This window comes from Silvibacterium acidisoli, from assembly GCA_022870745.1.
GTDB lineage: Bacteria > Acidobacteriota > Terriglobia > Terriglobales > Acidobacteriaceae > Silvibacterium.
Map to the genome: position 1 here is coordinate 1,655,095 of CP085323.1, position 13,989 is coordinate 1,669,083.

General features: G+C 60.3%; 12 protein-coding genes and 1 tRNA gene. 9 read left to right on the plus strand and 4 right to left on the minus strand.

The genetic code is table 11. From position 1 onward, the window contains the following. Positions 1-67: 67 nt before the first annotated feature. A tRNA-Pro gene (locus tag LJD29_RS06795) sits at positions 68-144 on the minus strand. 112 nt (positions 145-256) lie between these two features. Between LJD29_RS06795 and mmuM the strand changes: the two genes are divergently transcribed. The 4 genes from mmuM (at position 257) to LJD29_RS06815 (ending at position 5,809) form a co-directional block, all read left to right on the plus strand. Continuing rightward, positions 257-1,171: a homocysteine S-methyltransferase gene (mmuM, locus tag LJD29_RS06800; RefSeq protein ID WP_446744994.1), complete on the plus strand. Its 915-nt coding sequence runs from the start codon at positions 257-259 to the stop codon at positions 1,169-1,171. Between the two features lie 58 nt (positions 1,172-1,229). Beyond that, positions 1,230-3,590: a phosphoribosylformylglycinamidine synthase subunit PurL gene (gene purL / locus LJD29_RS06805; protein ID WP_446744995.1), complete on the plus strand. Its 2,361-nt coding sequence runs from the start codon at positions 1,230-1,232 to the stop codon at positions 3,588-3,590. Positions 3,591-3,658: 68 nt separating this feature from the next. Next, positions 3,659-5,107: an amidophosphoribosyltransferase gene (purF, locus tag LJD29_RS06810; protein WP_446745889.1), complete on the plus strand. Its 1,449-nt coding sequence runs from the start codon at positions 3,659-3,661 to the stop codon at positions 5,105-5,107. Positions 5,108-5,539: 432 nt separating this feature from the next. Next, positions 5,540-5,809, plus strand: a complete 270-nt coding sequence (locus LJD29_RS06815) for a hypothetical protein (protein ID WP_446744996.1) — start codon at positions 5,540-5,542, stop codon at positions 5,807-5,809. A gap of 154 nt (positions 5,810-5,963) precedes the next feature. Here LJD29_RS06815 and LJD29_RS06820 read toward each other — a convergent pair whose 3' ends face one another. Beyond that, positions 5,964-6,485: a MerR family transcriptional regulator gene (locus LJD29_RS06820; protein WP_446744997.1), complete on the minus strand. Its 522-nt coding sequence runs from the start codon at positions 6,483-6,485 to the stop codon at positions 5,964-5,966. 133 nt (positions 6,486-6,618) lie between these two features. On the opposite strand from LJD29_RS06820, the gene LJD29_RS06825 reads away from it, so the two are divergent. The 5 genes from LJD29_RS06825 (at position 6,619) to LJD29_RS06845 (ending at position 10,971) form a co-directional block, all read left to right on the plus strand. Continuing rightward, positions 6,619-7,212 carry a hypothetical protein gene (locus LJD29_RS06825; protein WP_446744998.1) on the plus strand — a complete coding sequence of 198 codons (594 nt, stop codon included), beginning with the start codon at positions 6,619-6,621 and terminating at the stop codon, positions 7,210-7,212. Between the two features lie 241 nt (positions 7,213-7,453). Further along, positions 7,454-7,948, plus strand: a complete 495-nt coding sequence (locus tag LJD29_RS06830) for a hypothetical protein (RefSeq protein WP_446744999.1) — start codon at positions 7,454-7,456, stop codon at positions 7,946-7,948. Between the two features lie 66 nt (positions 7,949-8,014). Continuing rightward, positions 8,015-8,584, plus strand: coding sequence for a bifunctional pyr operon transcriptional regulator/uracil phosphoribosyltransferase PyrR (gene pyrR, locus LJD29_RS06835; RefSeq protein ID WP_446745000.1), 570 nt, complete (start codon positions 8,015-8,017; stop codon positions 8,582-8,584). 36 nt (positions 8,585-8,620) lie between these two features. Continuing rightward, positions 8,621-9,679: an aspartate carbamoyltransferase catalytic subunit gene (locus LJD29_RS06840; protein ID WP_446745001.1), complete on the plus strand. Its 1,059-nt coding sequence runs from the start codon at positions 8,621-8,623 to the stop codon at positions 9,677-9,679. Beyond that, on the plus strand, positions 9,676-10,971 hold the full coding sequence (locus LJD29_RS06845) for a dihydroorotase (protein WP_446745002.1): 1,296 nt from the start codon (positions 9,676-9,678) through the stop codon (positions 10,969-10,971). Before LJD29_RS06840 ends, LJD29_RS06845 begins: the two co-directional genes overlap by 4 nt. Positions 10,972-11,428: 457 nt before the next feature. Here the strand turns inward: LJD29_RS06845 and LJD29_RS06850 are convergent, their stop codons facing one another. Both LJD29_RS06850 and LJD29_RS06855 read right to left on the minus strand, forming a co-directional pair. Then, positions 11,429-11,647 carry a hypothetical protein gene (locus tag LJD29_RS06850; RefSeq protein ID WP_446745003.1) on the minus strand — a complete coding sequence of 73 codons (219 nt, stop codon included), beginning with the start codon at positions 11,645-11,647 and terminating at the stop codon, positions 11,429-11,431. 11 nt (positions 11,648-11,658) lie between these two features. After that, on the minus strand, positions 11,659-13,980 hold the full coding sequence (locus tag LJD29_RS06855; RefSeq protein ID WP_446745004.1) for a hypothetical protein: 2,322 nt from the start codon (positions 13,978-13,980) through the stop codon (positions 11,659-11,661). Positions 13,981-13,989 lie beyond the last annotated feature (9 nt).

Sequence of the window (13,989 nt, forward strand, 5' to 3'; positions counted from 1 at the left end):
TATCGTAACGTCGTACGGCAGCGATGAGAAGCAGGTTGTTGTGGTGGATGGTCGCAGTGAGGAAGATTGGTCGGGGAGAGAGGATTCGAACCTCCGACCCCCTCGTCCCGAACGAGGTGCTCTACCAGGCTGAGCCACTCCCCGAACTTCTACTGCTTTGGGTAGGTCACTCGCGAGACGGGTTCCTGGTCGATCCCGCTCATGTTGCGAGCTCTTTCGAGTCTACCAGAAAATTTCTGATGGTTACACTAGAGCGGTGAATCCTTCCGCAGATATTCGCCAGGTTCGCGTCCTGGACGGAGGTATGGCAACCGAGCTCGAAGAGCGCGGCTTCGAGCTGCCTGGCCCGCTGTGGTCAGCGCATGTGCTCGAGGCGGCCCCCGAAGCGGTCATGGCAGTGCACCTGGACTATCTTCGCGCCGGGGCGGATTGCATTTCGACGGCGAGCTATCAGATTTCGGCGATGGGTTACGAAGAGATTGGGCGAACTGCTGCCGATGCCGCCGAAGCTATCCGAAAATCGGTCGCCGTTGCGATGCAGGCGCGGGAGATCTATCGTTCGGAATCGGAGCGTCCGGTATTCGTCGCGGTTTCGCTCGGGCCGTATGGGGCGGCGCTGCACGACGGTTCCGAGTTCCACGGCGATTACCGCGTGGGCCTTGACGAGCTGGTTCGCTACCATCGCGAGCGGCTGGAGGTTGCCGCCGACACGCCTGCGGATTTCATCGCGATTGAAACTGTCCCATCGCTTGAAGAGGCTCGCGCGATCGCCGAAGCTGCGGGTTCGATCTCCGCGATCCGGAACCTCTGGGTTTCTTTCATCTGCCGGGACGACGAGCACGTAGTACATGGCGAACGGCTGGCGGAGTGCGCGGCCATGCTAGAACCAATCCCCGGTGTCGTTGCCGTCGGCGTGAACTGCACGCAGCCGGCCTTTCTTGACGGACTTATCGCCGGGGCCCGGATGGGCACACGGAAGCCGGTGCTGGTTTACCCGAATTCGGGTGAACTATGGGACGCCGATAGGCGCTGCTGGTACGGTTCGGGGGAAATTGCACCATTTAGAGAGCAGGCACGGGGATGGTTTCAGGCGGGAGCGCAGGCCGTGGGCGGCTGTTGCCGCACCGGACCGGACCATGTGCGGACGCTTCGATGGCTGGTCGAGAGCTGAAAGAGCGGACACTCGCAAAAAGTTGCCTCCAGCCATGCGACAATAAGATTTCAAAGTTATGAATCCGGAACCTGCTGCCGTGGCCCCTCAACCGGTCACCGTTACGCCCGAGCTTCTGGCTCAGCATAGTATTACTGCCGAGGAATATGAACGTATCCTGGCAGCGCTAGGCCGCACCCCCAGCCTTACCGAACTTGGTATTTACAGCGTGATGTGGAGCGAGCACTGCTCGTATAAGTCATCGCGCGTGCATCTGAAGCGGCTGCCCACCAAGAGCGATCGCGTGGTGCAGGGGCCAGGTGAGAACGCCGGCATTATTGACGTCGGCGACGGATGGGCATGCGCCTTCAAGATCGAGTCGCACAACCACCCCTCCTACATTGAGCCCCACCAGGGCGCCGCGACCGGCGTCGGCGGTATTCTGCGCGACATCTTCACGATGAACGCTCGCCCGCTGGCGGTGATGGATTCGCTGCGCTTCGGACCGCTATCGACCGAGGAAGAGCCGGACGAGGCCCTGGTTCGCAAGAACCACTCGATCGTCGAGGGCGTGGTGAGCGGCGTGGCCAGCTACGGCAATTGCTTCGGCGTGCCGAACCTGGGCGGCGAGACGCGCTTCGAAACCTGCTATTCGGGCAATCCGCTGACGAATGCCTTTGCACTCGGCCTGGTCAAGCGCGATGAGATCTTCTACGCGAAGGCCACGGGCGTGGGCAATCCGGTGATCTACGTTGGCGCCAAGACGGGCCGCGACGGTATCCACGGCGCGACCATGGCGTCGGAAGAGTTCAAGGAAGGCTCCGAACAGAAGCGGCCGAATGTGCAGGTTGGCGATCCTTTTATGGAGAAGCTGCTGCTCGAGGCCTGCATCGAGGCGATGGCGACCGGCGCGGTTCTGGGCATCCAGGACATGGGCGCTGCCGGGCTGACCTGTTCGACCTGTGAAATGGGCGCGCGCGGCGGTGTTGGCCTTGAAGTTGAACTGGATCATGTACCGCAGCGCGAGACCGGCATGAACTCCTACGAGATCATGCTTTCGGAATCCCAGGAGCGCATGCTGCTGGTTGCAGATAAAGGCCGCGAAGATGAGGTTCTGAAGGTTTTCGCCAAGTGGGGCCTCGATGCCTCGATCGTCGGCACGGTCATTGCCGAACCGAAGATGCGCATCCTGCATCACGGTGTGGTCGTCGCGGACATTCCCAACCAGTCGCTGACCGATGATGCACCTGTGTACCACCGTCCGGTGGGCACGTGGAAGGCTCCGGTACCGGCTGAGCCTTCGGCTGAGATTCTGGCCGAGTTGAGCAAGGATCGTGACTACACGGCTGACCTTAAGAAGCTGCTGGCTGCTTCGAATATCTGCGATAAGCGCTGGGTGTTTGAGCAGTACGACTCGATGGTGCAGACCAATACCGTTCAGGGTCCTGGTGCGGAAGCCGGCGTGATGCGCATCAAGGGCACGAATCGTGCTCTTGCCATGGCGCTCGACGGCAATGGACGCTGGTGCTACCTCGACCCCAAGGAAGGCGCGAAGCTGGCGGTGGCCGAGGCAGCACGCAAGGTCGCCTGTACGGGCGCGACTCCTGTCGCAGCGACAAACTGCCTGAACTTTGGCAATCCGGAGAAGCCGGAGATCATGGCGCAGCTTTCTTCCGCCATTGACGGCATTGCCGAGGCCTGCACGGCGCTTGGCACTCCGATTACCGGCGGCAATGTTTCGCTGTACAACGAAACCAAGGGTGAAGGGATTTATCCGACTCCGGTCCTGGGGATCGTCGGCATTCTTGACGATGTGACGAAGGCCGTTCCGAGCGGTTTCCAGCGTGAAGGCGAGGCGGTTCTGCTGGTCGGCGGGGGCGTGGCAGCCCAGACTGCTTCGATTGCGGTGAAGGATCTTGGATCTTCCAGCTATGCCAAGCAGGTGCTGGGTGGATTCTGGGGCACGGTTCCTTCGGGATTCTCGCTTGAAGGCGAAGCGCAATTGCACAAGGTGCTGGCGCAGCTCGCGAATGAGAACCTGATTACTTCTTCGGCAGATATCAGCGATGGCGGCATCGCCGTGGCGCTGGCGGAGGCTGCATTCCGCAATGGTGTCGGCGTAAATGCCAACATCATTCCCGTCGCGGACGCTCCAGCTGCGGTTGCCCTTTTCGGTGAGAGCGCATCGCTGGTGATCATCACCTGCTCGAAGGAAAACATCGAGAAGGTCGAGGAGCTTGTGAACAGCTACTCCGAACTGAGTTCCCTGCTGCTGGGCGAGACCGGCGGCAGCCGCGTCACGATCGAGATTGCGAACGATATTGCTTCTACCTCAGGTGGCGTTGTGATCGACGCTTCAATTGCGGAGCTGCGCGATCCTTGGGCGAACGCTCTTGAATCCGCGCTGCACGACCAGACGGCGAACGAGGTGCTGGCATGAAGCGCCTGATGTACCAGGGTGTTCCGGGGGTTCCCGATACGCTTCCCACCCATGACGATAAGAGTGTCATGGATGGGGCACCCATGTTGATCCAGATTGACGAAGATCCGAAGCTGAAGGAAGAGTGCGGCGTTGCGGCGGTCTATAACCACCCCGACGCGGCGCGGCAGGTTTACCTGAGCCTTTATGCCCTGCAGCATCGCGGACAGGAGTCGGCTGGCATTGCCACTGCCGACGGGACCAACCTTTCGAACATCAAGGGCATGGGGCTGGTTGCGGACATTTTCACGGAAGATGTTCTGGCGAAGCTGAAGGGCGACCAGGCGATCGGCCATACCCGCTACTCGACGACCGGCGACTCGGCACTGCTGAATGCGCAGCCGATCCGCGTGGAATCGACCAAGGGCATGATTGCGATCGCCCATAATGGCAACCTGATCAACCTGGGAAATATTCGCGCGCGGCTGGAGCGCGCCGGCGCATTCTTCCAGACGACCAGCGATTCGGAGATCATTGTCCAGCTGATTGCGCACTCGAAAGAGAACACGCTGGTCGATGCCATTGCCGACTCGCTGAGCCAGGTAGATGGCGCCTTCTCGATCGTCATGATGACGCGGGACCGCATCTTTGCGGCACGCGATCCCCGTGGCTTCCGTCCGCTGTCGATGGGGCGTATCGAGAATCCGGATGGTCCCGATACGATCGTCTTCGCTTCGGAGACCTGTGCCTTCGACCTGCTGCGCGCGAAGTATGTTCGCGACGTAGAGCCGGGCGAGCTGGTGATGGTTTCGAAGGACGGCGTGACGAGCCGCCGTTTCTCAAGCGGCGTTCCGCAGTCGAGCTGCATTTTTGAACAGGTTTACTTTGCGCGCCCTGACAGCAGAATCTACAACCGGTGGGTACAGGAGAGCCGCGAAGAGATGGGGCGGCAGCTTGCCCGCGAGTCTGGAGTGGATGCCGACCTGGTCGTCCCGGTTCCTGACTCGGGGGTGACGGCAGCCATCGGCTACGCGGCGGAGAGCGGTATCCCCTTCCGCTTCGGCCTGATCCGTAATCACTACGTCGGCCGCACGTTCATCGAGCCGGAGCAGCGGGTACGCGATTTCGGCGTGAAGCTGAAGCTAAACCCGGTGCGTAACCTGCTCGAAGGAAAGCGGATCATCCTGATCGACGACTCGATCATCCGCGGAACTACAAGCAGAAAAATTGTCCGCATGGTGCGGGCTGCGGGCGCAAAGGAAGTCCACATGCGCATCAGCTGCCCTCCGACGACGTCGCCGTGTTATTACGGGGTCGATACGCCAAGCAAGCGGGAGTTGATTGCTGCCAACCAGAGCGTGGCAGAGATCGAGCGCTTTATCGAGGCCGACTCACTGGCCTACCTTTCGCTCGACGGGCTGAAGCATGCCTGCGACGGCGGCGAGGGAAACCAGTACTGCGTGGCCTGCTATACGGGGCAGTATCCGACGCCGGTGATCGACGTGGATGAGATTCTGCCGGCGACAGCAGCGCGGTAACCGGACAGGCAAGCAGGACGAAGAGCGGCTCCCAGCCGCTCTTTTCCGTTTAGCTGGACTCTTCCGGGCCTGACACGTCGTTCCTCTTTTTTTGTGCGAGCTCCCTGCGGCGGGCGAGGATGCTCATCGCCTGGACAGGATTTGCGTAGAAGCGATCGCGGCAGAACCGGCAGCGAACCGGGTAGCGCAAAGAAAACAAACGCGGAAAATCTTCGGATCGGAATTTCGAAAAGCGAAAATCTGAGTTGTAACAATTGGGACAGATCATGGAAGCAACATCTCTCCGGTGAGCCTTCCGGTATGACTGCGGACTCGGCAGCGAAAAACAAACAAATAGTTGCTCCGAGAAGGAAGAACTGCGCTACTGTAGTGTCGAGCGCTGCCTGCACGCTTGTGAATTCAGGTGGTCTGCAAAAGCTTGGGAGTTCGATTATGGCATGGGACGTTTCATTTCACTGTGATATTTGCGGCAAAAAGAAGGGAGAGGCCAACCACTGGTGGATGGTAGCCCTTGGTGAAGTTCCCTGCTTTGAACAAGGCCAGCCTGGTTTACGGTTTACCCTGATGCCATGGAACATGGGAGAGAGCCGCAACCCTGAGATGTACCATTTGTGCGGCCAGGGCTGCGCCATGAAGGCCATGGAGCGCTTCATGACCTCTGGCGAGATTGAGCTTGATGAATATCATCAAGCCGCGCACTGACTGCGCAGCTGACTCTGTACCCCTGCATTTTGGGCAATGAAGTTGACGGGCGCTGGTTATTGCCTGAAAAGAGCTGCCTCAGCGGCTAAAGCCGCTGTTTTCCGGTGCTTAAGCAGCATGGCCAAACCATGCAGTGCCAGGTTACCGGCAGATTTTAATTATTCCCGTCGAAGAGGCCTGGACCGCTCTCGTTTTTGCGGCTGCTCTGGCGGATGGGCGTAGCCTTTGTAGCGCGCGAGCGGGTAGCCGGCTCTACTGAGAGCATTCCTAAGAGCTCCATCATCTCGGAACGCAGTTTTTTCAGCCTTCCGTCGAGGCCGGCGGTCTTGTCGGTCTTCTCGGCCTTCCCGTCGCGATCGAGCGGCAGCTCCGACTGGTTTTTCTTACGCGGCTCGCGCTGCTCTGCGGCGAAGATCTGCCGTGCGCCGGCGATGGTATAGCCCTCGGAGTAGAGCAGGGTCTTGATGCGCAGCGCCAGTTCGACTTCACGCTTGCGATAAAGGCGCTGGCCGGTGCCGCCCTTATTGGGCTTGAGCTGGGGGAATTCGCTTTCCCAGAAGCGCAGCACATAGGCCTCTACACCACAGAGCTTCGCGACTTCTCCGATACGGAAGTAGAGCTTGTCGGGGATGGGTTGTGTGGTCGCGCCGTTGTTGCCTGTTGCTTGCTTCGACATCGTGGGTGAACCGGCTCCGGGGAAATCAGGCGAGGGCTTATCACTCAGGCCTGTTCCACAAAAAGTATAGGCCACTGTGAGCCTATGGAACAGAGTTTTACCATCCTGCGTATAAGCATTGCAGGAGCTGGCGATGGTGAGAAAAAAAATTGCACTCGTGGCTGTGGCATTTCTATTGATGACTATCGGCTGCCGCGTTCAGGTCGAGAAAGACAAAGAAGGCAACGATAAGAACGTGAAGATCGATACGCCGGTCGGCAAGCTCCGCGTCAATTCTGACGATACCTCGGCAGCCGATGTGGGGTTACCCGTCTATCCGGGAGCGGCCCTGGTTAAAGGCGGCGACAATAAATCCGCCGATGTGCGATTCGGCTTTGGCGACTGGCAGTTCCGCGTGAAGGCGGTTTCATACGAGACCAGCGACTCTTCCGATAAGGTCATGGCGTATTACAAGAAGGCGCTGGGGCGCTACGGCGATGTGATTCAGTGTAAGGGTGACGAGCCGGTAGGCGAGCCGACACACACACGCGAGGGCCTTACCTGCAACGAGGACCACGCAAAGAGCAACGCCCATGTGACGAAAGACATGACGATGTCGCTCGAAGCGGGTTCGCGGCATCACCAGCACATCTTCGGGATTGATAAGGAGACGGGCTCGGGCACACGATTTGCCCTGGTCGAGCTGCAACTGCCGTCCGGACCGGACGATGACTCCAACGACAATTAGGGCCTGCCGGGCCAGGGATAACGGTTTGCGCTCCTGTTCCCGGTAGGATACCGTCGAAGTGATGAGTCTTTTATGCCACAGGTGCGGGTCTGCCCTTACGTCTGCAGATGAGCTGTTTTGCCCGCATTGTGGTGCTCCACAACTTCGCTACGAGCCATCGGAGGACGGCGGAACGACATATGTTTCGCCACCGCCGGCCGGGGGGCGGCGCGGGTCGGACACGATCTCGTGGAAGACGGCCGTGGCCTGCGCCTTTCTGGTTGCGGTGCCGGTGGCTGTACTCTCGTCGATGCTCGATTTCAGCTCGATCTGGGTCATTGGGGGCGGAGTTGCCACGGTCTCAATTTACCGCCGCCGCATCGGCGTGCCGCCGTCGGGCAAGATGGGCTGGCGCATCGGTGCGCTGCTCGGCATTTTTGCCGGATCGCTTTCGACAGCCTTTTACAGCATCAAACTTCTTGTTGAGCGCCACATGCTGCACAGCAGCGAGCTCGACCAGCAGATTCATCTCTTCACGCAGCAGTTCGCCGAACAGGTCAACAAGTCCGATCCGCAGACGGCGGCGGCGATGGCCGAGCTGAACCGCTTCTGGCTTTCTCCGGATGGCGCGGCGGCGATCGTGCTGGGCGGGGCAGCGATGACGATTCTTTTCACGATTTTGTTTGCAGCCGCGGGCGGCGCTATCGGCGCACGCATTACAACGCTGGGCAGCACCCGGGCCCGTCACAGCTCCTGAAGCACGCAGCAGAGTACTTGATCCAGTGCGCTCAGGACTCGTATCATCCGGCAAGAGCCAAGATATATGTCTGAACCGAAAAGCAAGCCGCAGCTGCGCGAGAAGGGCCGCATTATGTCGGCCTCGGAGATTGAGCGGACCCTGGTCCGCCTGGCCCACGAAATTGTGGAGAAGAACAACGGCGCCGACCATCTTGGACTGGTGGGGATCAAGCGCCGCGGCGTTCCCCTGGCCGAGCGGCTGGGCAGCCTGATTGGCGGCATCGAGAAGCGGCCGATCGATACAGGCGTGCTCGACATCAGCTTTTACCGCGACGATCTTTCCACGCATGACGTGCGGCCGGTGGTAGTGCACGGCGCGCTCGGTTTTGACGTGAACGACCGTAACATCATCCTGATCGATGACGTTCTTTACACGGGCCGCACCATACGTGCCGCGCTCGATGCGCTCTTCAGCCATGGACGTCCGCGCAGCGTGCAGCTGCTGGTGCTGATCGACCGCGGGCATCGTGAGCTGCCCATCGAGGCCAGGTTTGTGGGCCGCACGGTGCAGACCACGAATAACGAAATTATCGAAGTCAAGCTGCGGGAGATCGATAGCGACGAGCAGGTTCTGCTGGTCGAACATATCGTTTAGCCCGGCAGCGTTTCACACAGGAAGCTCGTCAGCAGAATGCAGGCAAAAACATCAGTAAAGACGGCGGGCAGCTCTGCCCGCAAGGCCAAGGCGGAACCTCGCTCTTCAGAAGAGGCTCCCGCTTCGGCTCGAGGCAACATCCATCCGGGGTCGCTGCTCTCGTCGAACGATCTCGATCTTGCAAAAATCAACTCCATCCTCGCGCTCGCCGATGAGCTTGAGACCGAAAACCCGATCAAGCGGGCGGAGCGGCTTTTCAAGCGGCGGGTTTCGCTGCTGTTCTACGAGTCGAGCACGCGCACGCGTACATCTTTCGAGCTGGCGGCGAAGGCGCTCGGATCGGACACGTCGCTGGTAAGTGCACTCTCGTCCAGCATCGAGAAGGGTGAGTCACTCAAGGACACCGGAATCACGTTGAAGGCGCTGGGCGCGGAGTGCATCATTCTGCGCAGCCCCTACTCGGGCGCTCCTTACCTGCTGGCCAAGGAAACGGGGTTGCCGATTCTGAATGGCGGCGACGGCATGCACGAGCATCCATCGCAGGCGCTGCTCGATCTGCGCACCATGCTTTCGCGGCTGAAGCTAGGCTCCAAAGTTACCGAGAAGACGCTCGAGGGCGTGACCGTAACCATCTGCGGCGATATCTTCCATAGCCGCGTGGCGCGCTCGAATGCCCTGCTGCTGCCGAAGCTGGGAGCACGCGTTATCCTGTCTGGCCCGCAGCCGCTGCTGCCGGAGATTGCCGGGCAGATTGCCCCGAACCTTACGATCGAGCGCGATTTCAATAAAGCGCTCGACCAGTCGCAGATCGTGATGATGCTGCGCATCCAGGCGGAGCGGCTGGCAGGTTTGTCGCTCGACCTTGAAGAGTACAAGCTGCGCTACCAGGCGAATGCGGAGCGCATTGCGGCACATGCTCCGAAGGCAGTGATACTGCATCCGGGGCCGATGATTCGCGGGCTCGAGATTACGAGCGACGTGGCGGATGGGCCGCAATCGGCGATTGCCGAACAGGTGCATCATGGACTGGCAGTGCGCATGGCGCTGATTCAGCGGGCGCTTGGAGCCCGCAGCCTGAAGGGAGCAAAACGATGAAGCCGATCCTGATTCGTGGAGGGCACCTCATCGATCCCGCGTCCGGCGTGGATGCTTTGCGCGATGTTCTGCTGGTGGACGGTAAGGTTGCAGCGGTGGACGCACCGGGCAAGATCAAGAACGGCGATGCAGATGTGATCGATGCCAAGGGGCTGGTAGTCGCTCCGGGGCTGGTGGACATTCACGTGCACCTGCGTGAGCCGGGACAGGGCTACAAAGAGACGATCGCTACCGGCACAGCTGCTGCCGCAGCAGGCGGATTTACGAGCGTCTGCGCGATGCCGAACACTACTCCCGTGAACGACTCGGCGGAGACAACCCGCTGGATGCTTTCGCCGGAGCGCAATGCTGCGATCCGCGTCTTCCCCATTGCCGCGGCGACACGCGGCTCGATGGGAGAATCGCTCACTGAGTACACTTCGCTGAAGGCTGCGGGCGCTGTGGGCGTGACCGATGACGGCAAACCGATTCTTGGCGAAGCGATCATGCGAGAGGCGCTTACCGCTGCGGCCCGCTTGAACCTGCCGGTGATTCAGCATGCGGAAGACACGCGCATGACCGGCGGCTGCTCGATGAATGCCGGACCTGTGGCCTTTCGTCTTGGATTGCGCGGAATGACGGTGGAAGCTGAATCCAGCCTAGTGGAGCGCGATCTTCGCCTGCTGGCCCAGGTTAAGGACAGCCGCGCGCACCTGCATGTGGCGCATCTTTCGACCAAGGCTGCGCTCGATGCCGTACGCAAGGCTCGCCGCAATGGACTGCGCGCAACCTGCGAGGTGGCTCCGCACCACTTTGTGCTGAATGAAGAGGCGGTCGGCCAGTACGACACGCATGCGAAGATGAATCCGCCGCTGCGTGCCGAAGCGGATCGTGCCGCGATGATCGAGGGCATTATCGATGGCTCGGTCGATTGCATCGCCACCGATCACGCTCCTCACGCCGCGCACGAGAAGGAGCAGGAGTTCGAACGCGCTCCAAACGGTATTACCGGGCTCGAGTCGGCGCTGGGGCTGACGATTGCGACACTACACGGCAAGCATAAACTGCCGATCAGCCGCATTATCGCCCTGCTGAGCACGCAGCCAGCGAATGTGCTGGCGCTGCGTGGACGCGGGACACTCGCCATCGGCGCGTTTGCTGACGTGGTGATCTTCAATCCAACCGCACAATGGACCTTCAAGGCTGCAGAGTCGAAGTCGAAGTCGAAGAATACTCCGTTCGACGGCTGGACGATGCAGGGCCAGGTTCAGATGACGATCAGCGAAGGGCGCGTGGTTTACAAGCGCGGATAGCTTGATTGCATGGGCTGAAGGCGTGCCCTGATACAAAGTAAAAAACCAGCGCCGCAGAAGCATTCTTGTTCTGCGGCGCGATTTTTTGCTGGTCTGAAACGAGCGCACTGCTGGCGGCTTACTTTCCCACCCAAGACGATGAGACCGTCTTGAATGGGGCACCCTTTGTTCTTCGGTGTGCCAGCATGGCTATGGGATGCGGTTTACTTTCCCACCCAAGACGATGAGACCGTCTTGGATGGGGCACCCTTTGTTCTTCGGTGTGCCCGCTTGCTATGGGATGCGGTTTACTTTCCCACCCAAGACGATGAGACCGTCTTGAATGGGGCACCCTTTGTTCTTCGGTGTGCCCGCTTGCTATGGGATGCGGTTTACTTTCCCACCCAAGACGATGAAGCCGTCTTGGGTGGGGCACCCTTTGTTCTTCCCTGCGCTGGCATCGCGTGTGCAGATTCTTCTATTTCCTGCGCAGTATTTCGAAGGCTAACTGCAACAAGGTGAAGAGTGCTCCGCTGGCTACGGCGAAGCCGCGTGCGCGTTGCAGGCTTTGTTCGTGGCGGCCTACGCGGCCTTCGATCGATGCGATGCGTCCCGAGTTTCCATCGCCGAGTAGTGTGCCCATCTGGTTCTTCAGAACGGATAGGTCGGCGAGTACCTGTGCTTCGAAGTCAGTCATATATTTTCCGTTTACGACAGGGGGATATTAGTAAAGATGGCCGCGGAGAAACGGGAGTAATTCGGCGGCGTCGATGCGTCATACATGCGGATGTAGAAACGTTCGGTGACAGCTCCGCGCGGAATGCTGAAGTTGGCCACCGGCGAGCGCAGCACCAGATCAGATCCTGAGCCGGGAGCGAAGGCCCAGTCGCGCCGGCGCACTTCGAAGCCGCCTCCGCTGGGTGCCGTAATGCCTGCGCTGACCGCGATAGCGCTGCCGATTAGTGAGGTTACGGTGAAAGCGGCGAGGTTCGCGAGGGGCGATGTTGTCTCTGCCTGTTGCGGCAGCCATACGGTTGCGGGAACGGTCGCGGATGTCTTCACTGAGATGGCATCGGCCCAGTCGTTGGCGAATCCGATCCTGTACTGCAAGAGCTCGGGCACGCCGGGAACCGGTTGTATCTCCACGGTGCGCACAACGAGGTTCGCATTGAGGCTGACTGAAGCTGCGTCGATGGCGAGCACGTCGCCGGGCCACACGTCGCTGGTCTGCTGCATGTTCCAGGCGGTGTAAGTGCCTTTCCATGCGGCTCCGCGATTTGTAGAGAAATCGAGGAGCGCAAGGGTGGCATTTTCGCAATCGGCGCTGCTGCGCGGAGCGGGGCTGGTGACGCTTCCGATCCACGCTGCGGTTCCGGGGATCTGGCCTCCGCTGCCGAGCGATGCGATGCTGGCGGTGTTCGCCATGCGGGCCACGGAGCGATGGCCGGTGCGATAGGTAACGGCAATGACTTCGCCAGCCTGCGGCGTGGTGGTGGAGTAGAAGCGCAGGCGGCCGGTGCGTTCGACTTCGCAGTCTGCGCCCTGTGCTGTGGTGCCGAGGCGGCGCACGATGGGCGACGAACCCGGTGGCGTACTGACGACCCAGTTAGGCCCCTGCTGCTCGATTGCGAAACCCGCAATGCTGCAGGAAAGGCTGCTGCTATTGAGCGGCGCAAGCGTGGCGACGGAAGGCAGCGAGGTAAGTGAACCGGAGTAGAGGATGACGGGCGCGGCGGCTACTCCGCCGGTGGTGTCCTGCACCTCGAGAATGACATTGCCGCCGGAAGCCAGGTCGTTGCCGCCGTAGGTTTGCGGACCCGTACTGTCGAGCGAATAGTATGTCTGCTGGACACGCTGCATCTCGTTGCAAAAGGTCCGCAGGCGCAGGGTGTAAACGTGACCGGCGATGGTGGTAAAGGAGGAGCCTGCGACGACTCCATCGACGAGTGCGGTAACGATGGTGTTTGAGCCGGACGTAGTGACGGAAAAGCCTGCAGTGCAGTTGATGATCTTTACCGCGCCGTTGTAGATGCCGTTGAGCACGCCCTGGTTCAGTGATCCGAACTGTACGCCTGTCGCCTCGAAGACCATGGAACCGCCGAGCTCGACGAGATTCACAGCCTCCAGCAGCGTGTCGCCGTCGATGCCGTCACCACCGGTGCAGGTGAGGCCGGCTGAGGTGATCGAGATGCGATTGGCGGAGTCCTTGATCGCCCAGATCTGCGTGTTGATGGTGGGCTCGTTGAAGAGCTCGGTGAGTGGCTTGGTCTGTGATGAAGAAGGCGCGTAGGGCAACTCGGTGAGGTTGAAGAGCAGTGTAACGCCATCGCCTTCGAAGTATTCGGTCACATAGGCTGCAGGCTCTTCTGCCCCGCAGACAGTGATGTCGTTTGCGAGCGCCTTCACCATGGATGCTTCGAGGTTCGAGAGCGCCAGCGTACCGCCTGTCTCGCTCAGCGTGTGCGTGACGGAGCCGACGGGAACGATAGAGAGTGCGCCGTTGACGACACGATAAGCACTGCGAGCGGCAGCGGTAAGAGTGCCGGCATTCTGCGACCAGGTTTGTGCGGCGTCGGCGAAAAACTGGCTGGAGCTTTGACCTGCGACTGGCGCGGGGAATGCGATGCCTGTGCCTTCGAGGCGCGTGTTGAGATTGGTAAGCAGCGTGGCCAGGGGCTGAGAGATGGCGGGTAATGAACGCGGCAGCGGCTGCTGGTTCAGCAGCACCTCGTCGCTGATGGCATTGATGAGCCACTGCCAAGCGGGCCCTTCGGTGCCCTGGCCTGCAAGCTGCATGGCGGGCTCGGTGGCGATGTATCCGGTAAAGAGCAGAGTGCCGTTATCGCTGGCCACGACCACCCGCGCATTGCGCACCGGCACCGCAAGCGAGACGGTTTGCGGCGCGAGCGTGAAGCTCGCAAGCGATGGCTCATTCAGTTCGCGCTCGATGAGAAGCTTCGCAGAAGCCACGATGGACGAGGTGTAATCGATCGCGCCTTTGCCGTCGAGATTATTGATGGTCAGATTCAAGCGGGATTT

Bases quoted from the DNA above. Each gene is read 5' to 3' on its own strand.
- purL (WP_446744995.1), top strand. From the start codon at position 1,230: ATGAATCCGGAACCTGCTGCCGTGGCCCCTCAACCGGTCACCGTTACG.
- purF (WP_446745889.1), top strand. From the start codon at position 3,659: ATGGATGGGGCACCCATGTTGATCCAGATTGACGAAGATCCGAAGCTG.
- LJD29_RS06815 (WP_446744996.1), top strand. From the start codon at position 5,540: ATGGCATGGGACGTTTCATTTCACTGTGATATTTGCGGCAAAAAGAAG.
- LJD29_RS06820 (WP_446744997.1), bottom strand. From the start codon at position 6,485: ATGTCGAAGCAAGCAACAGGCAACAACGGCGCGACCACACAACCCATC.
- LJD29_RS06825 (WP_446744998.1), top strand. From the start codon at position 6,619: ATGGTGAGAAAAAAAATTGCACTCGTGGCTGTGGCATTTCTATTGATG.
- pyrR (WP_446745000.1), top strand. From the start codon at position 8,015: ATGTCTGAACCGAAAAGCAAGCCGCAGCTGCGCGAGAAGGGCCGCATT.
- LJD29_RS06840 (WP_446745001.1), top strand. From the start codon at position 8,621: ATGCAGGCAAAAACATCAGTAAAGACGGCGGGCAGCTCTGCCCGCAAG.
- LJD29_RS06845 (WP_446745002.1), top strand. From the start codon at position 9,676: ATGAAGCCGATCCTGATTCGTGGAGGGCACCTCATCGATCCCGCGTCC.
- LJD29_RS06850 (WP_446745003.1), bottom strand. From the start codon at position 11,647: ATGACTGACTTCGAAGCACAGGTACTCGCCGACCTATCCGTTCTGAAG.